Source organism: Microbacterium sp. E-13 (assembly GCF_049912955.1).
GTDB lineage: Bacteria > Actinomycetota > Actinomycetes > Actinomycetales > Microbacteriaceae > Microbacterium.
Window position 1 is genome coordinate 2725400 of record NZ_CP183973.1, and the last position, 21184, is coordinate 2746583.

Sequence of the window (21184 nt, forward strand, 5' to 3'; positions counted from 1 at the left end):
GCAGACAGGTCGAAATCGACCCGCGCGTCCTGCCTCGACCAGATCTCCTGATCCCGCAGACGGGATTGAACCGGCCGCCACGGAAACCGCCTCAGCGGGGGATGAAAGGATAGAGGTATGACCGACCCCGCGGCGAACTCCTCCTCTGAAACCCTCGGCTACACCTTGTGGGCCGTGTTCCGCCGCGACTTCAGCCGTGACGCGGTGGGTTCGACGACCCCCGCCGGCGACCTCGCGGCCGCGGTCGCCGAAGTGGAGGCATCCGGGGTCGTGGTCCGCGGGTTCTACGACGTGTCGGGCCTGCGTGCCGATGCCGACATCATGGTCTGGCTCACCGGCACGGGCGTCGCGCCCGAGGCGCTGCAGTCCGCCCTGCGCACGCTGCGCCGGGCCGAGCCGATCGCCTCCCTGCTGCCGGTGTGGAACGCCATGGGCGTGCACCGCGACGCCGAGTTCACGGCCAGTCACCTCCCCGCGTTCATGCGCGGCAAGGATCCCGAGGCGTGGCTCACGGTCTACCCGTTCGTGCGGTCGTACGACTGGTACATCCTCCCCGACGACGAGCGCCGGCAGATGCTTGCCGACCACGGCCGGAAGGGCGCCGCGCACCGCACGGTGCTGAGCAACACCGTCGCGTCGTTCGCTCTCGGCGACTACGAGTGGATCCTCGCCCTCGAGGCTCCGGAGCTCGTGGAGCTCGTCGATCTCATGCGCGACCTGCGCCAGACCGAGGCCCGCCGGCACGTGCGCGAAGAGGTGCCTTTCTACACGGGCCGCCGCATCGCGCTCGACGAGATCGCCGAGGTGCTCACGTGACGACCCTGCGCATCGGGACGCGCGGCAGTAGGCTCGCACTCGCCCAGACCGGCATGGTCGCCGACGACCTGGCCGACGCCACCGGCGTCACGACCGAGCTCGTCACCATCACGACCGACGGCGACCGCTCCAACGAGCCGCTGTCGCGCGCGGGCGGAACGGGCCTCTTCACCGGCGCCCTCCGCGACGCGCTCCTGGCCGGCCAGTGCGACGTCATCGTCCACTCGCTGAAGGACCTCCCCACCGCGCCGCACGATCAGCTGGTGATCGGCGCGATCCCGGCCCGTGAAGACCCGCGCGACGCGCTCGTCGCGCGCGACGGCCTCACGCTCGCGAAGCTTCCGGCCGGCGCCCGCGTCGGCACCGGTTCGCCACGGCGCATGGCGCAGCTGCGCGCGCGCCGCCCCGACATCGAGGTCGTCGACATCCGCGGCAACGTCGACACCCGCATCGGCAAGGTGACCAGCGGCGAGCTGGATGCCGTCATCCTCGCGACCGCCGGGCTCCGCCGCGTGGGCCGCACCGAGGTCGTCACCGAGTACCTCGACGCGGACGACTGGCCCACGGCCCCGGGTCAGGGCGCGCTGGCGATCGAGGTGCGCCGGGGCGAGGAGCACCTCGTCGACGCCCTCGACCACACCGAGACGCGCGCCGCCGTGGAGGCCGAGCGAGAGGTGCTCGCGCTGCTCGAGGCCGGCTGCTCGGCGCCCGTCGGTGCGCGCGCCGTCGTCGACGCGGGCCTGCTCCTACTGTCGGCGAGCGTCTACAGCCTCGACGGCGCGACCGCGCTGACGGCGTCGCACGCCGCCGCGTGGCCCGCCGACGAGGGTGATCCGTCGCGCGAGGTCGCGGCATCCGTCGCCCGTGAACTGCTCGATGCCGGCGCGGCCGGCCTGACGGGAGCCCGCCCGTGACCATCGACTTCAGCGGTCCGATCGACCGCCCCCGCCGCCTCCGCAGCACGCCCGCGATGCGGCGCCTGGTCGCCGAGACGCGGTTGCACCCGGCCGAGCTGATCCTGCCGGTGTTCGTCCGCGAGGGCGCGGGCGACCCCGTGCCGATCTCGTCCATGCCGGGTGTCGTGCAGCACACGACCGAGAGCCTCAAGAGGGTCGTGACGGATGCCGCGACCGCCGGCCTCGGCGGCATCATGCTGTTCGGCGTGCCCGAGCACAAGGACGCCATCGGCTCCGGCGCGACCGACCCCGACGGCATCCTCAACGTCGCGACCCGCATCGCGGCCGCCGAGGCGGGCGACGCCCTGGTCGTGCAGACCGACCTGTGTCTCGACGAGTTCACCGACCACGGCCACTGCGGCGTGCTCGACGACCGCGGCCGTGTCGACAACGACGCGACCCTGGAGCGCTATCGCGACATGGGTGTCGCGCAGGCCGAGGCGGGTTCGCACCTGCTGGGCCTGTCGGGCATGATGGACGGCCAGGTCGCCGCGGTGCGCGACGCGCTGGATTCCGCCGGGTACGGCGACACACCGATCCTCGCGTACGCGGCGAAGTACGCCTCCGCCTTCTACGGGCCGTTCCGCGAGGCCGTGCAGTCCTCGCTCGAGGGCGACCGGCGCACCTACCAGCAGGATCCGGCGAACCGCCGCGAGGGCGCTCGAGAGCTCGCGCTCGACCTCGACGATGGTGCCGACATCGTCATGGTGAAGCCCGCCATGAGCTACCTCGACGTGCTGGCCGACGCCGCGGCGTCCAGCCCCGTCCCCGTCTGGGCCTACCAGGTTTCCGGCGAGTACTCGATGATCGAGGCGGCGGCCGCGCACGGCTGGATCGACCGCCGCCGCGCCATCGAGGAGTCGGTGATCGGCATCCGCCGCGCCGGCGCCGACGCCGTGCTGACCTACTGGGCCCTGGAGCTTGCGGAGTGGATCCGATGACGACGAACGAACAGGAGTTCGCCCGTGCTCGCGGCGCGATGCCGGGAGGCGTGAACTCGCCCGTCCGCGCCTTCGGATCCGTTCACGAGACGCCGCGCTTCTTCGTGTCTGCGTCGGGTCCGCACGTCACCGACGTCGAGGGTCGCGAGTATGTCGACCTCGTGGGCTCGTGGGGTCCCGCCATCCTCGGGCACGCCCACCCCGCCGTCGTGAAGGCGGTTCAGGATGCCGCGGCCCACGGCCTCGGCTTCGGCGCGAGCACGCCGGGCGAGACGGAGCTGGCCGAGCTGATCGCCGCGCGCGTCACGCGCGACGGCGCCCACCCGGTGGAGCGCGTGCGCCTGGTCTCCACGGGAACCGAGGCGACCATGACCGCGATCCGCCTCGCGCGCGGCGCCACCCGGCGCGATCTCGTGGTGAAGTTCGCGGGTCACTACCACGGGCACTCCGACGGCCTGCTCGCCGAGGCGGGCTCGGGCGTCGCGACGCTCGCGATGCCCGGCTCAGCCGGGGTTCCGGCGCCGATCGCCGCGCAGACGCTGGTGATCCCGTACAACGACCTCGACGCGGTGCGCGAGGTCTTCGCGGCCCGCGGCGACGACATCGCGGCCGTGATCGTCGAGGCGGCTCCCGCCAACATGGGGATCGTGCCGCCCGCGCACGGCTTCAACGCGACGCTCGCCGAGATCGTGCACGCGCACGGCGCCCTGCTGATCCTCGACGAGGTGCTGACCGGCTTCCGCGTCGGACCGGCGGGGTGGTACGGAATCGACCCGGTGCCGTTCTCCCCCGACCTCGTCACCTTCGGCAAGGTGGTCGGCGGCGGCCTGCCGCTGGCGGCGATCGGCGGGTCGGCCGAACTCATGGAGCTGCTGGCGCCGCTCGGTCCCGTCTACCAGGCGGGAACCTTGAGCGGCAATCCGCTCGCCGTCGCGGCCGGCCGCACGACGCTCGACCACCTGGACGCCGCCGCCTACGCCCGCATCGACGCCGCGGCGACGACGATCGCCGATGCCGCGGCATCCGCCCTGTCCGAGGCCGGGGTCGCGCATGTGGCCCAGCGCGCCGGCAACCTGTTCTCGATCCAGTTCGCCGAGACCGCCCCGACGGACTACGACTCCGTCAAGGCGCAGGAGTCGTGGCGCTACCCGCCGTTCTTCCGCGCCATGCTCGCGCAGGGCGTGTCGCTGCCGCCGTCGGTGTTCGAGGCGTGGTTCGTGTCGGCCGCGCACGACGACACCGCCGTCGCGCGCATCGTCGAGGCGCTGCCGGCCGCCGCCCGCGCAGCTGCCGAGGCGACCGCGGACTGACGCCCGGCCGCATCCGTTCGCCAAGGAAGCCGCCTGACCGATTCGCCAGATCAGGAGATCTCGCCTACGCAGGTCGTTCAACCCCGAAACCACCTGTCTTCGCCAGATCGCCTGATTCCGGGCGGTGGCTGGGGTGGCTTGGCTGGGGTGGCGTGGCTGGGGTGGGTGGCTGTGCGCGCGGCGGATGGCGGCGTGCGCCGGCGCACGGCCGGCGGCCGTCCCGCCGAACGTGCGGCTTCAGTCGCCGGACTCGACCAGCGGATGGCCCGCGGCGTCGGCGAGCGCGTCGGCGATGTGGACGGCCGGGTCCTCGCATGGACCGGTCGTGCGACCTCCGGGCGCGGTCGGTGCGCCGTCCGGGCACTCTCCCGACTTGATGTCGCTGTCGACCACGACGACGAGCGTGGTCCCCGACTCTGCGTGATGCTGCACCGTGTGCGCGACCGGGGTCGAGGGGCAGCGCGAACGGCCGCATGATGGGAGCATGACCACGCTCACCACGACCCGTGGCGACATCACGACGGAGCACGTCGACGTCGTCGTCAACGCCGCCAACAACGCCATGCGCGGCGGTGGCGGGGTCGACGGTGCCATCCACCGGGCCGGAGGCCCCGACATCCTGCGCGACTGCATCACGCGATTCCCCGACGGCCTCGCCACGGGCGACGCGGGGTGGACCACGGCGGGCCGCCTGCCGGCGCGCTGGGTGGTGCACACCGTCGGTCCGAACCACGGCGCCGGTCAGCGCGACCGCGGGCTTCTCGAATCGTGCTACCGCCGCTCGCTCGAAGTCGCCGACGAGCTCGGCGCGCGGAGCGTCGCCTTCCCGCTCATCAGCGCCGGCGTGTACGCGTGGCCGCGCCGGCAGGCGGTCACCGTCGCCATCGACACGATCGCTACGACGCCGACGAAGGTCGAGGAGGTGAGGCTCGTCGCGTACGACGCCGGCGTGCATCAGGAGATCGCGTCGTCGCTCACCATGGCCACGTCGGTGCGCATCCTGCAGGGCGTGCGCGCGCTTCACCGCCGGGGCTACCACGGCCTGCGCGTGAACCCGGGAGTCGCCCCGTCGGGCCTGTTCTGGCGGGTGGTGCTGACGGATGCCGCGGACCCGGGGTCGTCGGTGCGCTACACGTCCGCGGACGAGGCGAAGTTCGCCGGTGGTGTCGTCGACGCGATGACCACGCCTCACGAGGTCGCGGAGCAGATCCTCCGGGCGCTCCCGCGCCTGCGTCCCGCGAACGACGCTCCGGCGTATGCCGCGTGGTTCGCCGGGCTGCTCGCCGCGGTCGAGCCGGAGCACGCGCTGCCCGTCTCGTCGGCCGACTACTTCGACGACACCGACGGCTGGGAGATCGGCTGGAACAGCGGCCTGCGCTACCCCGCACCCCCGTTGGATGCAGACTCGAGCCAATAGGTCAGCGGGCGCGCCTCGAGGCGACGGCGCTTAGGTGGATCGTGCCCTCGCGGCTATCGGATGTCATTCAAGGTCGCCGGACTGGCATCGGCGACGTAGGCGCGCCAGCCGCCGTACGCGGTGACGTCGCGGGCTCCTTCCACTGCGACGGATTCGCAGAGGAAACCGTGTACTTCGTTGCCTCCGGCGAGTCGCACGGTGCCGAGTCCCAGCGGTGAGCGGATGCTGCCGAGGAACGCCCCGATGTTGGCGATAGGCACGTCGTACACTTCGGCCTGAATGGTGGACCCGCCCGCACCGACACGGACGAGGCCTGGCTTGGGTGGCTGGGTGTCGAGCGCGTACAGGCGGTACTCCGGGGCGGTCGCCGTCTGAGCTCGCAAGCGCGCACCGAGGGCGAGCAGTTCGTGATGCAGCGGCATCCCGCGCAGGTGCGCTCCGACGACCGCGATCGGGAGCGTCCGCGACGCCTCACGCTGCCGCGCCGCCTCTACACGCACGGGCGTAGGTTCGGGCGAGACGGAGAACACCCGCTCGAGCGCTGCTGCGATCCCGTGCATCCGGCGATCCTCGCCGGCGCCCACCAGGATCGATACGCCGAAGGGACGATCGGGCCGGCCCGTCGCGGTCGGGAGCGCCACGGCGGCGAGGTCGAGAAGGTTGCCGAACGTCGTGTACCGGCCGAGCCGGGCGTTGCGCACGATGGGGTCGGCGAGCATCTCGTCGACGGAGAAGGTGGTGGCGACGGTGGGCGTCAGGAGCGCATCGACGGACCGCAGCACGTCGGCGGCGTCACGCTGCAGGCGACGGAGCCGGTCCTGGGCCTCGAACACCTCCACACCCGACACGGCATTTCCTCGCTCCAGCAGCGTGCGGACGGCCGGATGAATCGCATCGGGCCGCTGCCCGACGAACTCGGCGGTGCCGGCGAGCCGCTCCGCGATCCACGGGCCGTCGTAGAGCATCCGTCCGGCTTCTTCGAACCCGTCCAGGTCGACTTCGACGAGGTCGATGCCGGCAGCCGACAGCTGCCGCAGTGCGGCGTCCCACGCTTCGTCGTAACCGTGGTCGTGATCGAGTGCGGTCGACGCCGGCACGGCGAGGCGCAGCCCGCTGGCAGACAGTGTCTCGCCCATCGCACCAGGCAGGTCTCGCGTCCAGGGGTCGGCTGGGTCCACACCGGCCATGATGTCGACGACCGCGGCCGCCTCGTCGACGGAGTGGGCGAAGACGCTCACGCAATCGAGGCTCCGACAGGCCGGAACCACGCCCGCCACGCTCAGCAGTCCCCTGCTCGGCTTGTGCCCCACGATGCCGTTCAGCGCCGCCGGCACCCTGCCGGAGCCAGCCGTATCGGTCCCGAGCGCGAACGCGACAAGGCCGGCCGCGACGGCGACGGCGCTCCCCGAGCTCGAGCCGCCCGAAATCATGGCCGGGTCGGTGACAGAGCGCGGGATGCCGTATGGCGACCGCGTGCCGTTGAGCCCGGTCGCGAACTGATCGAGATTGGTCTTTCCGACGAGGATGGCGCCGGCTTCCTGCAGTCTTCGCACGCACGTGGCGGTGTCGTCCGCCACGTACGCGAACTCCGGGCAGGCGGCCGTCGTCTCCCAGCCGGCGACGTCGATGTTGTCCTTCACCGCGAACGGTATGCCCCACAGGGGTCGGCTCGGGTCGGGCTCCTCGCCCAGCCCGGCCGCGGCTTGCAGGGCATCCGCCAGGTCGAGCGAGATCCATACGCCGTCCTGGCCACGGGCGGCGATCCGCCTGGCGACCTCCTCGATCACCTCGACGGGCGTCAGCGCACCGGACCGGTAGGCGTCAGCGAGAGCCCGCGTCCCGAAGGGAGCACGTGCGGCCAGCTCCGAGCCCCGCGCCGGGGCATCCGTCACGCGATGCTCCCCGCCTCGAGCGACGCAAGGAGAGCGCTCGACGGCGCGATCGCGCCGAAGACACCGCCCTGCATGGTGATCATCTTCAGCGCGGCCTCGTAGTTTCCGACGTCCGTCGCTCCGGTGCAGTCCGTGAGGAGCAGGCACTCGTAGCCGCGGTCGTTGGCGTCGCGCATGGTGGTGTGCACGCAGACGTCGGTCGTGATCCCGGTGAGGATGATGTGGGTGATCCCGCGATTGCGCAGGAGCAGATCGAGGTCGGTGGCGTAGAAGGAGCCCTTGCCGGGCTTGTCGATGACGAGTTCGCCCTCGAGGGGCGCGACCTCGTCGACGATCTCCCAGCCGGGCTCGCCGCGGGTGAGGATGCGTCCACAGGGCCCGTCGTCGCCGATCCCGGCACCGATCTGCTTCGAGCGCCACAGCTTGTTGGGCGGGCAGTCGGCGAGGTCGGGGCGGTGTCCCTCACGGGTGTGGACGATGTAGAGCCCGGCCGCGCGGGCGGCTGCGAGCACCTTCTGGGTGGGTGCGAGCCCGGCGCGCGTCAGGTTGAGGTCGTACCCCATCCGGTCGACATAGCCGCCGATGCCGCAGAAGTCCACCTGCCAGTCGATGTTGATCAGGGCGGTCCGCTCGGGGCGGAAGCCGCCGTCGAACGGCCAGCTGTAGGGCTCGGCGGTGACCGGTCCGTAGAGGACGCCCGTCTCGGCCAATGTCGTTGCACTCATGCTCGCTCTCCTTCTTCTCGCGCGTATGCCTCGAGCACGCGCGCGGTCGTTCCGACGGCCCCGAAGATCCCGCCGGACATCTCGATCATGGAAACGCTGTTGGCGACGAGGGCCTCGTCGCCGGGTTCGCACGCGTCGACGACGAGGAGGCACTCGAAGCCCATGTCGTTCGCGGTGCGCATGGTGGAATGCACGCTCGTCTCGAGCCATCCGCCGACCAGGAGAAGCCGCTCGATCCGGGCCCGTCGAAGAACGGTTTCGAGCGGGCCGCCGTAGAAGCCGTCGACCCCCTGCGAGGCGACCGTGGCATCCGTGTGTATCCGCGCCGCCCCTTCGGCGGCGGGCGCCGAAGCGGCGCCGCCGAGGGGACGGGCGGATGAGGGCCGAGTGGTCATGACGCGGATCGCCAGGCCTCCGACCTCTCGCAGAGTGGCGACCACGGCCTCGGCGTTGCGCACCCCGTTTCCGTCAGCCCGCACGGTATAACCGGGTGCCTCGACCAGGAGCGCGGCCGTGCGTGTCGCGTCGAGCACGCCGTTCCAGGGCCATGCGTACGGTGTCGTGTCTGCAACATGCCCGGTGAGCAGACGCTGTTCGGCCGTGGTCGCCATCGGTCATTGCGCCAGGTTGCCGACCACGCCCTGGACGAAGTAGTCCATCGCGTCGATCTCGGCGTACTCCGGCACCACGCCCGCAGGTACGGCCTCGGTTCCGTCCTGCTTTGCGACCGGACCCGCGAACGGCGAACCCTCCGGGGTGGCGAGCCAATCCTGGGCCTCGTCGATCTGTGCGATCGTCTCTTCCGACACCGTCGGGCCGTACTCGGCCAGCACGAACGGGTTGGTGCCCGTCTTGTAGCCCACCCGGTAGTTGGCGTTGAACTCGCTCCCGGTGAAGTCGCCGGCGAGGATCGTCTCGACGATCGACGAGTAGAGCGGTGCCCAGTCCCACACCGCGCCGGTGAGCCAGCCCTCGGGCGCGAGCTCGGAGGCGTCGGCGTGATAGCCCACGGTGTACGCACCGGCCGCCTCGGCGGCGTCGATGACGGTCTTCGTGCAGTCCTGGTGCTGCGTGAGCACGTCGACCCCCTGCGTGAGCAGGCTGCTGGCGGCATCGCGCTGAGCCGCCGGGTCGCACCAGCTCGACGTTGCGACGGTGATCGTCTCCACCCCGGGATGCACGCTCTCCGCCCCTCGCTGGAAGGCGTTGATGTTGGCGATCGTCTGCGGGATCGGGAAGGCGTAGACGTAGCCGAGCTTCCCGCTCTCGGTCGCTGCGCCGGCCGCGATCCCGGCCAGGTACATCGGCTCGTAGACCGTGCCGAAATATGTGCCGTCGTTCGGCAGGATGTCGTCCTCGGCCATGGTGTTCCCCTGCTGGACCACGACGACGTCGGGGTGCTCCTCGGCGACCTGCTGCGCGGCATCCAGATGGCCGTATGAGGTGGCGAAGATGATCTTCGCGCCGCGGTCGATCATCTGCTCCATCGTGGTGGCGGCGGTGTCGTCCTCGGGCACGTTCTCGGCGGTCAGGATCTCGAGATCGGGATATTCCTCGGCGAGGACCTGGGATGCCTCGTAGACGGCCTGGTTGTATCCGTAGTCGTCCTTCGGGCCGACCATGATGAAGCCGATCGCTGTTCCTCCGACGCCCGGGGCGTCGGAGGAGGCGTCACCTGCCGCCTCGGCGGACGAGCCCGCCGGGGAGCAGGCCGTGACGGCGAGGACTGCTGCGGCGAGCCCGGCGACGGCGATGAGCCGCGGGGTAGTGTGTCGCATGGTGTTCCTTTCGGGTTGCCGGGCTGGTTCCGGCGCGAGCCCCCGCGACAGCTGCAACTGAGCGGGAGGTGGAAGGGATGAGAGAGAGGGTGGTGCTTCCGGCGTGGTCGTGAGACCTACGACGTCGGTGGGCCGTTCTCGAACACCCGTTTGAGCTCGGCAGGCGCGGCAGAGATGGTGCGCCTGCCGAGCACGGCGAGTACGACGAGCGTGAGCACGAACGGGATGACGTGCAGCGCGAACTGGTTGATCGCGAACCCGCGCGCCTGCAGAGCCGGGCCCAGCGCGAGCGCGGCACCGAAGAGGTACGCGCCGCCCATCACCCGGATCGGCGACCACGAGGCGAAGATCACGAGGGCGACGGCGATGAATCCCCGCCCGGCCACCATGTTCTCGAACCACGAATTGGTGTAGGCGATCGAGAGTTGCGCCCCGCCGACGCCGGCGAGGAATCCGCCGGCGGTGACGGCGGCGATCCGGATGCGCTTCACACCGAAGCCGTTCACCACGAGCGCGTCCGACCGTTCACCCGCGGTGCGGATCAGCAGCCCCCACTTGGTGCGGAAGAGGAGGAACCATACCGCGGGTACCGCCAGATAGCTCAGGTACACGAGCGCGTTCTGCTCGAAGAAGATCGGGCCGATGAACGGGATGTCGCTGAGCACCGGAACGGGCCACACCTCGAAGGGGGTGATGGTGCGGCCGACGTAGGCGGCGCCGAACAGCGACGTGAGGCCGAGCGCCAGGAACAGCATGGTGAGGCCGCTGGCGAACTGGTTCGCTCCGCGCCAGACGACCAGGAGCGCGTGCAGCAATGCCAGCACCGCCCCGGCGATTCCGCCGACCAGCACCCCGAGCCAGGGGTTTCCGGTGTCGGCGGCCACCATGTACGCCGCGAGCGCCCCGAGCAGCATCGACCCCTCGGTCCCCAGGTTGATGACGCCTGCTCGTTCCGAGATCGTCTCGCCGAGCGCGGCATAGAGGATGGAGGTGCCGCCGCGAACCCCGCCCGTGAGTACGTCGATGATGAGATTCACAGCACCGCCCCCTTCTTCTGCGTGAAACCGAGGACGGCGATCAGGATGAATGCCGTCAGGATGCTGACCGTCGCAGCGGGCAGCTGAGCGTCGAGCTGCAGGCTGTCGCCCGCGACGGCGAGCGCGGCGAAGACGAATGACGCGAACAGCACCGGCAGCGGACGGTGGCGGGCAAGCCAGCTCGCCAGGAATCCGATGTAGCCGATCTGCAACGCGAAGCCCGGCCGGAGCTTGTACTCGATGCCCGCGAACTGGATCATCCCGGCAAGGCCGGCCAGGGCACCGCCGACGAGCAGCGCGGAGAGGATCAGGATCGGAACGTGCAAGCCGGCGCGGCGCGCTGCCTCCGCGTTGCCGCCCACCACCGAGAGCTTGAAACCCCATCGGGTGAATCGCAGGACGAAGTACACCGCCACGGCCGCGATGATCGCGATCACGATGCCGATCCCGACGCCGAGCCCCGAGATCTCGGGCAGCTTCGCGACGTCGGCGAGCTCGCGCGATGTCGGCTGCCCCGAGGAGCTCTCGCGCCACGGCTGGTAGATGAGGAACAGGAGCAGGTCGAGCGCGACGAAGTTGAGCAGCAGCGTGCTGACCGCCTCGTTGACCTGGAAGGCGAGCCGGAGAATGCCGGCGATCGCCGCCCATGCCGCGCCGCCCGCCATACCGGCGAGCACCATCAGCCCGAGCACCGCCTCCCCGGGGAGGAACTGGTCGGTCGCGAGAGCGACGCCCGCCGCCGCGATCGCGCCGACGATGACCTGCCCCTCACCGCCGACGTTCGACATGCCCGCACGCGCGGGGACGACCACCGCGAGCGCCGCGAGCGCGATCGGTGCCATGGTGTTCAGGATCTCGATGAGAGAGCGCGGGCGGACGAAGGTCGACACCCACATGTCGGTGAACACCTCGGCGGGACTCGCCCCGGTCAAGACGATGACGACGCTGAACGCCGCGAAGGCGCCGAGCAGTGCGACGGCCCAGCGGATGACCGCCGGCGCAGACTTGCGGCCGCTCGAGAGCCATTCCGGCTCGACGGTCGGCGGAGTCTCGGTGAGGGTCATGCCGCACCTCCCAGCATCAGCCGGCCGATGTACTGACGGTCGTAGTCGGCGGGGAGTACTTCACCTGAGATGTGGCCGTCATGCAGGACCACGATCCGGTCCGCCATGGCCATCAGCTCGTCGAGGTCCTCCGACACCATGAGGACACCGGCCCCGTTGGCCCGGCGGTCGAGCAGCACCTGCTGCGTGCGACGCACGTTCGAGATGTCGAGGCCCCGGCTCGGGTATGCCGCGACCACGAGCGTCGAGTCGGCGCTCAGCTCGCGGGTGAGGATGACCCGTTGGATGTTGCCACCAGACAGCTCGAACAGCTTGCGGGCGATCGGCGCCATGCGCAGGCCGAGCCGCTCGTTGCTTTCCGCGGTCTTGAGCTTGATCCGCCCCCAGTCGATACCCCACCGTTTCGGCGGGATCGGGCGCCCGTCGAGCGGCATGTGCTCGAGCACGGTGAGCCGTGTGACGACCGAGTCGGCCACCGGGTCCTCGGGGACGCTCACCACCCCGGCGTCGATGGCCTTGCGCGGCGTGGACGCCGACTGCCCGGCGATGCGCACGGTTCCGCTCGTGACCTCACGGAGCCCCGAGGCGACCTCGCACAGCTCCCGCTGGCCGCTTCCGGCGACTCCCGCCACACCGACGAGCTCGCCGCGCCGCACCGTGAGAGAGACCGATTTGAGAGCCTCGTGGCCCTTGTCGCCGCGGGAGCTGACACCCTCGAGCGACAGCGCGTGGGCAGCATCCGGTTCCACCGCCGTCCGCTCTGTGGGCAGGGACGGGACCGCGTGCCCGACCATGGCGGTGACGAGCTGCTCATCGCTGTACTCCCCGGGGATGACCCCTTCGAGGATGGTCATTCCGCCTCGGAGGACCGTCACCCGATCAGCGATCGCGCGCACCTCGTTCAGTTTGTGGGTGACGATGAGGATGCCGAATCCCTGGGATCGGAGCCGGTCGACCACTTCGAACAGCGCCTGCACCTCTTGCGGTGCGAGAACGCTGGTCGGCTCGTCCAGGATGACGAGCCTGGCCCCCGTCATCAGGACTTTCAGGATCTCGGCGCGCTGCCGCTCGCCGATCGACAGATGCTGGACGAGCGCCCGAGGATCGACCGCGAGACCGTACTCCTCGCTGGCTGCGGCGATGCGTTTCGCCAAGGCCCGCGGGCGCAGGATGCCTCCGACCTCGAGCGAGAGCGCCATGTTCTCGGTGACAGTCAGCGCGGGCACCAGCCGCAGGTCCTGGAACACCATGCCGATTCCGAGGCTGCGCGCCTCGGCGGGGGCGCCGAGCGCGACTTCGGCGTCGTCGATCAGCATGCGGCCCGAGTCGGGCGTGTAGACGCCGTAGATCATCTTCAGCAGCGTGCTCTTGCCCGCGCCGTTCTCACCGACCACGGCATGCACCTCACCGGGAAGCACGTCGAGACTGACGTCGGTATTGGCCTTGACCTCGGCGAAGTGCTTTGTGAAGCGTTCGACGCGCAGGATGGGGACGAGCGCGGCGGAGCTATCGGATTCTTCTGGAGCACCCACGACGTTCGTCATCTCACTACCTCCGTCTGCTGCGAAGCCGCATCATTCTGGTCATGGCCCGGGCGGCCCGTTCCTCCACCACGTCGAGAGAGATCCCGATGTGCCGGGCCAGCAGCTCGGCGGCGCTCTCGATCTGGCCTGCGATCACCGCATCGAGGATCTCGAGGTGCTCCACGATGCTGATCTCGATGCGCTCGGCATCGAGGAAGTCGTGCATTCGCACCGGCCGGATGCGGATGTTCACGCTTTCGAGGGTCTCGGTGATCACGAGGTTTCCCGAAGCGCGGGACAGTCCCACGTGGAACGACTCGTCGAGTTCGATGAAGCTCCCGTCGGGTGGGGGCGGCGCCTGCTGGATCTGCAGCCATTCCCCGCGCAGCCCCTGGAGGATCTCCGAGTCGTGCACGACCCCCTCTTCGGAAGCGCGGAGGATGCCGCGCAGCTCGAGCGTGAGTCGCAGCTCGTACAGGTCGCGAAGGTCGATGAGATTCGGTTCGGCGACGTAGTAGCCGCCGTCGTCGTAGCGGCTCAGGATCCCGTCGGCGTCGAGCCGCGCGAAGGCCTCGCGCACCGGCGTCCGCGAAACGCCGAGCTGCTCGGAGATGCCCTCCTCAGGGAGCCGCTGCCAGAAGGGGAACTCCGCCTCCAACGCCATCCGGCGGATCTCCAGATACGCGGCCTCGCGGCGCGACCGCGAAGCATGCTTGCGCTTCGGGGTCTTTGTATCCAAGGTCGGATCCGAGCTCGTATCCATGTGATGACGATGGCGGTCGTCCGTTTCACCCAGGGTGCGCAATGTATGAAGAATGTGTTTCCGGATTCTCACCGAGAACGGCCGGACGCCGTCGCGAGCACATCGAGCTCGCCGAGAGGGCGCCGGTAGCTTTGGCGTATGACCTCCCGAATCGTGCTCCTGCACGGCATCGCGACCACCGCGTCGGTCTGGGACAGGGTCGTCGCGGCTCTTGCCGACCTCGGGATCCACGACGTCGTCGCCCTCGAGCGGCCGTGCACAGGGTCGCTCACGGCCGAGATCGAGGCGCTGGCACCCCACGCCGAAGGTGCACTGGTCGTCGGGCAGAGCGGCGGGGCGACCCTCGCCCTCGCGCTCGCAGCATCCGATCGCATCAGCCTCGCGGGTGCCCTCGCCCATGAGCCGGCCGTCGGGAGTCTGCTGCCGGGACTCCTCGCGCCCGTGGCTGCGGCGTACGCCGAGGGCGGCCTCGAGGGCCTGGGCGCGACACTCTACGGACCGTCATGGTCGATCGCGATGGCCCCGCCCGATCACACCCGCATACCGAGCGAGCTGGCAATGTTCCGCGCATTCGAACCCGCCGCCCCACCCGAACACCAAGGACCGGTCCTCGTCACCGTCGGCGAGAGGTCCCCTCGGATTCGACACGAAGCAGCGGCCGCCCTTCACGAGCGACTCGGCTACGACACCGCTACTCTTCACGGCGCGGCGCACTTCGCCGCCTGGGATGCTCCCCGAGCCTTCGCCGCCGCCATCGCGCGCCAGCACCGTTCTTCCGCCTGAAACGTGCGCGACGCACCGATCGGATAGCGTCGCGAGCACGCGAGCACGTGCGCAAGATCGGTACTCGCAGCTCACACGCGGGCGCGCATCCCGCCCTCGCGTGGCGATCGGGGAAGCGGGAGGCCGTGGTGGATGAGACGACGGTGGGCGATGTCGCGGCACTGCTGGTCATCGTGGTGCCCTTGCTTGTCGCAATGGCGGCGACTGTCGCGGACCGCGCCCGCTCCTTCTCACAGGGCACGACGGACGGGCCGGCGGGACGCGAGAAGCCGGACCCGCCGGATTGCGGCACGACGTCGATCGAGTCCGACAGTTCAGCACCTGCCAGGCCCTGAGCACGGGCGACCATCGCCCCACACAAAGGTCCGATCAGACAAACTTTCGCTTGTCCGATCGCATGAACCAGACCTATCCGACCAGCGAGAGATCGTCGTGCGCAGATGTAGGCAGCTCATCATTAAGCGCGCTTGAGGCGGTCACCGGTGCGGATGCCGAGAGGAGCGAGCCGTCTTCGCGGCGGGCGTCGCCGAGTTCGCGCAGGGAGGGGCGGCCCGGGATGACCGGGCCTTGGCCGTCGAGCGGTACGACGACCTCCTCGCCGGCGCCGACGACATAGCCGGTGCCGCGGACGCTGAACCCGACGGGGTCGCCGTCGGTGGCGCGTACCTGGAGCCGGTCACGGGTGACGGTGACCACCAGGCGGGTGCCGTGCCAGTGGAGCACGAACTCGAGGGAGGGCCACGCGGCGGGCAGGCGGGGGTCGAACGACAGTTCGCCGAAGTGGTCGCGCATGCCGCCGAAGCCGGAGACCAGTGCGGTCCACACGCCGCCCGCGGACGCGACGTGCACGCCGTCGGAGGCGTTGTGGTGCAGGTCGCCCAGGTCGACGAAGATCGACTCGCGGAAGTATTCCAGGGCGAGGTCCTGGTAGCCGACCTCGGCGGCGAGGATCGCCTGCACCACGGCCGACAGGGTCGAATCGCCCGTGGTGAGCGGGTCGTAGTACTCGAAGTCGGCGAGTTTGTCTTCGTCGGAGAAGTGGTTGCCCTGCAGGAACAGTGCCAGCACCACGTCGGCCTGTTTGAGCACCTGGTAGCGATAGATCACCAGCGGGTGGAAGTGCAGCAGCAGCGGTCGCTTGTCGGGCGGCGTGTTCTCCAGGTCCCAGATCTCGCGTTCGAGGAAGACGTGGTCCTGGGGGTGGATGCCGAGGCTGGGGCTGAACGGGATGTGCATGGCCTCTGCGGCCCGCTCCCACGCCTCGGGTTCGCCCGGCTCCAGCGCGAGCCGGTCGACCATCTGCCGGTAGACCTCTCCGTCGGCCTCGGCCATCTCGCGCACGGTGCGCGCGGCGAAGCGGAGGTTGAACCGCGCCATGACGTTGGTGAACAGGTTGTCGTTGACGACGGTGGTGTACTCGTCCGGCCCGGTCACGCCGTGGATGTGGAACGTGTCACCCTCCCCGTCGAGCACGCCGTCGCTGGAGCGCCAGAAGCCCAGGGTCGCCCACAGCCTCGCGGTCTCCACGGCGATGTCGACACCCTCGCGGAAGAGGAACTCGTCGTCGCCGGTGGCTCGCACGTACTTCGCCAGCGCGAAGCTGACGTCGGCGTTGATGTGGTACTGCGCGGTGCCGGCGGCGTAGTAGGCGGACGCCTCCTCACCGTTGATCGTGCGCCACGGGAACAGCGCCCCGGCCTCGTTGAGCTGGAACGCGCGCCGCCGTGCGGCGGGAAGCATGAGGTACCGCATCCGCAGCGCGTTACGGGCCCACAACGGCGTCGTGTACGCCAGGAACGGCAGCACATAGATCTCGGTGTCCCAGAAGTAGTGGCCCGAGTACCCCGACCCCGTCACGCCCTTGGCCGGCACGCCCTGGCCATCGGCGCGCGCCGCGGCCTGCGCGAGCTGGAACAGGCACCAGCGGGTCGCCTGCTGCAGGTCGTCGTGCCCGCCGATGCGCACATCCGACCGCTCCCAGAACCCGTCCAGCCACTCCCGCTGCGCCTCGAAGAGCGCCGCTGCGCTGATGGTGCGAGCACGATCCAGTGCACGGCGGCCGCGGTCGACGAGCTCCCGCGCGGGGACGCCGCGCGAGGTGTGATAGCTGACCACCTTGGTGACGCGCACCGGGACGCCGGCCCTCGCTTGCACGCGGAAGACGTTCTTGGCGATGTCGGGCTGGACGAGGTACCGGGTGTCGTACTCGTTGTCGGTATCGACGGTGTGGTCCGCGACCACTGCGACCGTCATCCCCGACTCCGTCACGCGATACGAAAGAGCCGACCGGTCGCCGTCCTGCCAGTACTCCTGCGGCTGGAGCACGCGCTCATGGATGCGCTCCGCCTTGCGGGGGTCGAAGCCGGCGCGCTTCGGGCTGGCGGGCTCCCCGCCGTAGACGTCCTCGCCGTCCTGCCGATTCAGCAGCTGGCAGCTGACGGTGACGGGCGCGTCGGCATTTAGGACCGTCGCCTCGACGGACATCACCGCGAGGTGCTTCTCCTCGAACGACACCATGCACTCGAAGTCGATCCGCACCTCCTTGCCCGACGCTGTCACCCACAGGATCTGCCGGCGCAGCACGCCGTCGCGCATGTCGAGCACGCGCTCGTACTCGCGTACGTCCGCCACGTCCAGCGCCAGCGGCTCATCATCGACGTAGACGCGCATCACCTTCGCGTCCGGCGCGTTGACGATCGTCTGGCCCACCTCGGCGAAACCGTACGCCTGCTCCGCGTGACGGATCGGGAACGTCTCATGCAACCCGTTGATGAACGTCCCATGCTCCAGCGCATGACGCCCCTCGGGATGACTCCCCCGCATGCCCAGGTAGCCGTTGCCCACCGCGAACAACGTCTCGGTCACGCCCGCGTCCTCGAGGTCGAACGACCTCTCCACCAGCCGCCACGGGTCGATAGGGAAACGGTCTCGGTCCATCATTTCTTGTGGCTCCTTTCGAGGATCTCGCGCATGCGGTCCCCAGAATATTCATGCCGAGAGCAGGGCGGTCCGTCGATCGAGTGGGGTACCGCCTGGTGCCTCACTCGACTGCCGCCGAGAGCGGCTTGCCGTCCACGCTGTTGCTGCTCGCTCTCATCCCTTTACGGCGCCCTGGAGGAGTGCCGCGATGAAGTGTCTCTGGAAGAACAGGAAGACAATGATTGTCGGAAGGATGATGAGAATCGTTCCAGCGCTCAGAAGCACCATGTCGTTGCCGTAGCGCCCCTGAAATGCCCCGAGCGCACCCGCCATCGTGCGGCGGAGGGGATCGTTCTGCAGCACAATCGCGAGGAGATACTGGTTCCAAGTCCACAGGAAGAGCAAGATCGCTAGCGCGGCCACCGGCGGCACCGCAAGTGGGAGCTGGATGCGACGGAACTCCTGCCACACCCCCGCGCCATCCACCCGGGCTGCCTCCGAAACTTCATTGGGCACACTGAGGAAATGGGCTCTCATCCAAATCACCGAGAAGGGCATGAAGAGTCCGATGAGCGGCAGGATGATCGCCAACTCGGTGTTGAGGATGCCCATCGCGCGCACTTGGAAATAGAGCGGGGTGATGATCGTTTCAAACGGGATGGTCAGGCCAAGGAGAAGAACGACCACTACTATCCCTGCACCGCGGAGACGTAGGCGTGCGAGGGCGAATCCCGCCATCGTCGCGAACAGGATGGACACGGGCACCACCCCTAGGACGATGAGGACACTCGACACCAAGAGCCGATCCAGGTGAGCGGCTTCAAACGCGACTGCAAAATTCTCCCAATGGGGGTCCGCAGGCCATTGAAGTCCCGTCGGGACTGTGCCCTGCGGCTGAAGGGCGGCGGAGAGCATCGTGAGGAACGGAACGAACGTCACGATCAGGACGACCAGTAGGGCGACTCGTCCGATAACAGTCTCAAGGGCCCCGGTTTTCATGCCCGTCCTCGGAAGAAGCGTTGGATCGGGAGCACTACAAGCAGGACCAGGCACATCAAGAGGACGCCCATGGCGGAGGCGCTCCCGATCTCCCGCTCCGTGAAGGCAAGCCTGTAGACCTCCACGCCGGGCACCATCGTCGAGGTCCCCGGACCTCCTCGGGTCGTGATGAAGACGATGTCGAAGCTTGCAAGTGCGGCAATAGTGGTCAGTGTGACGAGGACCCCGAGTTCGTTCATCAGGCTCGGCAGTGTCACCGCGCGCAACTCGTGCCACCAGTTGCCTCCGTCAAGGCGAACCGACTCATAGAGCGAAGGGTCGATCTTGCCCATTCCTGTCAAGAGCAAGACGGTGCACAAGCCGGTGAGTACCCATGTGCCGATGAACCCTACGGCGACCAAGGCGGTATCGAAGTCGCCCAGCCAAGCGCGGGTCAGCGAGCCAAGCCCGAGCGTCCGGAGGGCCTGGTTCAGCACGCCGTTCTCCGAGTACACCCACGACCATGCGATACCCGCCGCGACCAGCGGAACAATCTGAGGAAGAAACAGCACGGTTCGTCCTGCCGCGGCAAGGCCCCGGCTCCGGAGAGTGCGAATCAAGCTGGCGAGCGCGAGCCCACTACATACCGGCACCACAGTGAAGAAGACGATAAGGAAGAAGGCGTTGCCGATGGGAGCCAGTCGGCGCGGATCCACCAGGATGTCGACATAGTTCTGCAGGCCTACCCACCTGGATGGTCCGATGCCGTTCCAGTCGTACAGGGAGTACTGCGCTGCCGTGCCTAGCGGTACAAGGACGAAGGCGGCGTACATCGTGACCGCCGGCGCGACGAACAACCATCCGGCGAGCCGCCCACCGGCCGACGTCCGCGATGCCCTTGGAGCGCGCGACATGCTCCGACCCCCGGGGTTTAGGCTCTGAATCTCGGGCTCGGCGGGCGGCACCCTGGACCGCAGTGCTGAGATGCTCACCGGTCGAGGTCTTCCTCGTAGTCGGCCTGCAGCTGGGCGATGAAGTCCTCGGGTGAGATCCTGTCGTCCAGCAGCATCTGGAGCAAGGGTGTCATGCTGTCCTGCGCCAAACCGGAAGTTGCGGTGTCGAGGAACCCCACGGCCCCGTCATCTGCCACTAGGGCATCGAAGGCTTCGAGCCCATCGGCAACCGTGGTGCCCGGGACGACCTCGAGGTCTGGGGCGCCCGGCACGGGGGGCGGCACCATTCCGGTGAGGTCCAGGGCCAGCTGCCGCGCGGTCGGATCCGAGACCATCCAGTTCAGAAAGTATGCTGCTGCGTCCGGGTGCTTTGCACGGGCGGGGATGACTGCACCGCCGAACACCGAGGCGGCTGTTAGTGATCCGCCTGTCTTGGCCGCAGGGAAAAGGAAGAATCCGGCGTCTTCACCCATCTGCTCCGCTAGGCCAGCGGATTGCCAGTTGCCGAGAATCATGAAGAGCGCTTCGCCGTTGACAAAGCGTCCAACCATGGTCGTGTAGTCGACCGCGTTGGTGTCGGCGTTGATGTAGCCCTCGCGCATCCACGTCTGCAGCCGGTCCGCTGCCTCCACTGCACCGTCGGTTTCGATGCTCGCCCCGGGAGTGTTGAAGATCCAGTCCCGCAAGGTTTGTGCAGGAACGTACTGATCGGCCAACGACTGAAACGACAACGTGGCAGTACCAGCGGCGTTGCTCTGCACGATGGGCAAGATGCCGGCATCCTTGGCGTCTGCCAGGACGGCCTCGAATTCTTCAACCGAGGAGGGAATTTCCTCCATCCCAACGCGCTCCGCGAGCGCTCGGTTGTAGAACACGCCGGTGAGGTTGGCCGTTGCCCCGAAGCCGTAGAGGTCTCCTTCGCCGAGCACCGTGCCCTCATCGTTCACTCGATTGGGCGCGAGGAGCGAGGCCGGGATGTCGGTCCATCCATACGCTTCCGCGTAAGGCTGGAGGTTGAGGAGGAGCCCGTCTCGGACCAGATCCGGCTTCAGGTCGAGCCGGACGAAGTCCGGGGCATCATCGCCTGAGAGCAGCCTCGGAGCATTCGTCTCGAGCGCGGTCTGCTCCTCGTTGATGATGTCGAATGTCACATTGGGGTACTGACGTTCGAACTCCGCCGCCAGTTCATCGAAGAGCGGGAATCCGGTCTCGGTGTACATCGTGAGTGTGATGTCTTCATCGGTGAGCTCGGTACTGACGGGCCCCTGCGGAGTCGGGGCTGACGCGCTGTTCCCACCGGGGGCGCAACCTACGAGCGCGCCGACAGGC

20 protein-coding genes are annotated in these 21184 nt (G+C 69.0%); 7 read left to right on the forward strand and 13 right to left on the reverse strand.

Annotated elements, in window-relative coordinates; translation table 11 throughout:
- Nucleotides 1-117 precede the first annotated feature (117 nt).
- Genes hemQ through hemL form a run of 4 tightly spaced genes read left to right on the forward strand, consistent with a single transcriptional unit; the run spans nt 118 to nt 4023 of the window.
- Nucleotides 118-816, forward strand: a complete 699-nt coding sequence (gene hemQ / locus ACN9MP_RS12545; protein WP_426320646.1) for a hydrogen peroxide-dependent heme synthase — start codon at nt 118-120, stop codon at nt 814-816.
- Nucleotides 813-1730, forward strand: a complete 918-nt coding sequence (hemC, locus tag ACN9MP_RS12550) for a hydroxymethylbilane synthase (protein WP_426320648.1) — start codon at nt 813-815, stop codon at nt 1728-1730. The genes hemQ and hemC overlap by 4 nt, the downstream gene beginning before the upstream one ends.
- Nucleotides 1727-2713 carry a porphobilinogen synthase gene (gene hemB / locus ACN9MP_RS12555; RefSeq protein WP_426320650.1) on the forward strand — a complete coding sequence of 329 codons (987 nt, stop codon included), beginning with the start codon at nt 1727-1729 and terminating at the stop codon, nt 2711-2713. Before hemC ends, hemB begins: the two co-directional genes overlap by 4 nt.
- Nucleotides 2710-4023, forward strand: a complete 1314-nt coding sequence (hemL, locus tag ACN9MP_RS12560) for a glutamate-1-semialdehyde 2,1-aminomutase (protein WP_426320652.1) — start codon at nt 2710-2712, stop codon at nt 4021-4023. The genes hemB and hemL overlap by 4 nt, the downstream gene beginning before the upstream one ends.
- Nucleotides 4024-4260: 237 nt before the next feature.
- On the opposite strand, the gene ACN9MP_RS12565 is transcribed toward hemL, so the two are convergent.
- A complete protein-coding gene (locus ACN9MP_RS12565; RefSeq protein ID WP_426320654.1) occupies nt 4261-4455 on the reverse strand; it encodes a hypothetical protein in 195 nt (64 codons plus the stop codon).
- 52 nt (nt 4456-4507) lie between these two features.
- On the opposite strand from ACN9MP_RS12565, the gene ACN9MP_RS12570 reads away from it, so the two are divergent.
- Nucleotides 4508-5440, forward strand: coding sequence for an O-acetyl-ADP-ribose deacetylase (locus ACN9MP_RS12570; protein WP_426320655.1), 933 nt, complete (start codon nt 4508-4510; stop codon nt 5438-5440).
- A gap of 53 nt (nt 5441-5493) precedes the next feature.
- On the opposite strand, the gene atzF is transcribed toward ACN9MP_RS12570, so the two are convergent.
- From atzF to ACN9MP_RS12610, 8 genes are all read right to left on the reverse strand, one after another.
- On the reverse strand, nt 5494-7332 hold the full coding sequence (gene atzF, locus ACN9MP_RS12575; protein ID WP_426320656.1) for an allophanate hydrolase: 1839 nt from the start codon (nt 7330-7332) through the stop codon (nt 5494-5496).
- Nucleotides 7329-8057, reverse strand: coding sequence for a cysteine hydrolase family protein (locus ACN9MP_RS12580; protein ID WP_426320658.1), 729 nt, complete (start codon nt 8055-8057; stop codon nt 7329-7331). Before ACN9MP_RS12580 ends, atzF begins: the two co-directional genes overlap by 4 nt.
- Entirely contained in the window at nt 8054-8668 is a 615-nt protein-coding gene (locus ACN9MP_RS12585; RefSeq protein ID WP_426320660.1) for a cysteine hydrolase family protein, read from the reverse strand. The genes ACN9MP_RS12580 and ACN9MP_RS12585 overlap by 4 nt, the downstream gene beginning before the upstream one ends.
- Nucleotides 8669-8671: 3 nt before the next feature.
- The gene (locus ACN9MP_RS12590; RefSeq protein WP_426320661.1) at nt 8672-9835 is read right to left on the reverse strand and encodes a BMP family ABC transporter substrate-binding protein; all 1164 of its coding nucleotides are present in this window, start codon (nt 9833-9835) and stop codon (nt 8672-8674) included.
- 116 nt (nt 9836-9951) lie between these two features.
- Nucleotides 9952-10872: an ABC transporter permease gene (locus tag ACN9MP_RS12595; RefSeq protein WP_426320663.1), complete on the reverse strand. Its 921-nt coding sequence runs from the start codon at nt 10870-10872 to the stop codon at nt 9952-9954.
- Complete coding sequence (locus ACN9MP_RS12600) at nt 10869-11936, reverse strand: ABC transporter permease (RefSeq protein ID WP_426320664.1); 1068 nt, start codon at nt 11934-11936, stop codon at nt 10869-10871. The genes ACN9MP_RS12595 and ACN9MP_RS12600 overlap by 4 nt, the downstream gene beginning before the upstream one ends.
- Nucleotides 11933-13480 carry an ABC transporter ATP-binding protein gene (locus ACN9MP_RS12605; RefSeq protein WP_426320666.1) on the reverse strand — a complete coding sequence of 516 codons (1548 nt, stop codon included), beginning with the start codon at nt 13478-13480 and terminating at the stop codon, nt 11933-11935. Before ACN9MP_RS12605 ends, ACN9MP_RS12600 begins: the two co-directional genes overlap by 4 nt.
- Nucleotides 13481-13484: 4 nt before the next feature.
- A complete protein-coding gene (locus tag ACN9MP_RS12610; protein WP_426320668.1) occupies nt 13485-14222 on the reverse strand; it encodes a GntR family transcriptional regulator in 738 nt (245 codons plus the stop codon).
- Between the two features lie 138 nt (nt 14223-14360).
- Here ACN9MP_RS12610 and ACN9MP_RS12615 point away from each other — a divergent pair, with 138 nt between their 5' ends.
- A complete protein-coding gene (locus ACN9MP_RS12615; protein ID WP_426320670.1) occupies nt 14361-15005 on the forward strand; it encodes an alpha/beta fold hydrolase in 645 nt (214 codons plus the stop codon).
- 125 nt (nt 15006-15130) lie between these two features.
- Nucleotides 15131-15340 (forward strand): hypothetical protein, encoded by a 210-nt coding sequence (locus ACN9MP_RS12620; protein ID WP_426320671.1) that lies wholly within the window; start codon nt 15131-15133, stop codon nt 15338-15340.
- Between the two features lie 73 nt (nt 15341-15413).
- Here ACN9MP_RS12620 and ACN9MP_RS12625 read toward each other — a convergent pair whose 3' ends face one another.
- The 4 genes from ACN9MP_RS12625 to ACN9MP_RS12640 form a co-directional block, all read right to left on the reverse strand.
- Entirely contained in the window at nt 15414-17945 is a 2532-nt protein-coding gene (locus ACN9MP_RS12625; RefSeq protein WP_426320673.1) for a glycoside hydrolase family 65 protein, read from the reverse strand.
- Between the two features lie 153 nt (nt 17946-18098).
- Nucleotides 18099-18923, reverse strand: coding sequence for a carbohydrate ABC transporter permease (locus ACN9MP_RS12630; protein ID WP_426320675.1), 825 nt, complete (start codon nt 18921-18923; stop codon nt 18099-18101).
- Nucleotides 18920-19816 carry a carbohydrate ABC transporter permease gene (locus ACN9MP_RS12635; RefSeq protein WP_426320677.1) on the reverse strand — a complete coding sequence of 299 codons (897 nt, stop codon included), beginning with the start codon at nt 19814-19816 and terminating at the stop codon, nt 18920-18922. The genes ACN9MP_RS12630 and ACN9MP_RS12635 overlap by 4 nt, the downstream gene beginning before the upstream one ends.
- 74 nt (nt 19817-19890) lie before the next feature.
- Nucleotides 19891-21075 (reverse strand): ABC transporter substrate-binding protein, encoded by a 1185-nt coding sequence (locus ACN9MP_RS12640; protein WP_426320678.1) that lies wholly within the window; start codon nt 21073-21075, stop codon nt 19891-19893.
- Between the last annotated feature and the right edge of the window lie 109 nt (nt 21076-21184).

Bases quoted from the DNA above. Each gene is read 5' to 3' on its own strand.
- hemQ (WP_426320646.1), top strand. From the start codon at position 118: ATGACCGACCCCGCGGCGAACTCCTCCTCTGAAACCCTCGGCTACACC.
- hemL (WP_426320652.1), top strand. From the start codon at position 2,710: ATGACGACGAACGAACAGGAGTTCGCCCGTGCTCGCGGCGCGATGCCG.
- ACN9MP_RS12570 (WP_426320655.1), top strand. From the start codon at position 4,508: ATGACCACGCTCACCACGACCCGTGGCGACATCACGACGGAGCACGTC.
- ACN9MP_RS12580 (WP_426320658.1), bottom strand. From the start codon at position 8,057: ATGAGTGCAACGACATTGGCCGAGACGGGCGTCCTCTACGGACCGGTC.
- ACN9MP_RS12585 (WP_426320660.1), bottom strand. From the start codon at position 8,668: ATGGCGACCACGGCCGAACAGCGTCTGCTCACCGGGCATGTTGCAGAC.
- ACN9MP_RS12590 (WP_426320661.1), bottom strand. From the start codon at position 9,835: ATGCGACACACTACCCCGCGGCTCATCGCCGTCGCCGGGCTCGCCGCA.
- ACN9MP_RS12600 (WP_426320664.1), bottom strand. From the start codon at position 11,936: ATGACCCTCACCGAGACTCCGCCGACCGTCGAGCCGGAATGGCTCTCG.
- ACN9MP_RS12605 (WP_426320666.1), bottom strand. From the start codon at position 13,480: ATGACGAACGTCGTGGGTGCTCCAGAAGAATCCGATAGCTCCGCCGCG.
- ACN9MP_RS12610 (WP_426320668.1), bottom strand. From the start codon at position 14,222: ATGGATACGAGCTCGGATCCGACCTTGGATACAAAGACCCCGAAGCGC.
- ACN9MP_RS12615 (WP_426320670.1), top strand. From the start codon at position 14,361: ATGACCTCCCGAATCGTGCTCCTGCACGGCATCGCGACCACCGCGTCG.
- ACN9MP_RS12625 (WP_426320673.1), bottom strand. From the start codon at position 17,945: ATGATGGACCGAGACCGTTTCCCTATCGACCCGTGGCGGCTGGTGGAG.
- ACN9MP_RS12630 (WP_426320675.1), bottom strand. From the start codon at position 18,923: ATGAAAACCGGGGCCCTTGAGACTGTTATCGGACGAGTCGCCCTACTG.
- ACN9MP_RS12635 (WP_426320677.1), bottom strand. From the start codon at position 19,816: ATGTCGCGCGCTCCAAGGGCATCGCGGACGTCGGCCGGTGGGCGGCTC.
- ACN9MP_RS12640 (WP_426320678.1), bottom strand. From the start codon at position 21,075: ATGTACACCGAGACCGGATTCCCGCTCTTCGATGAACTGGCGGCGGAG.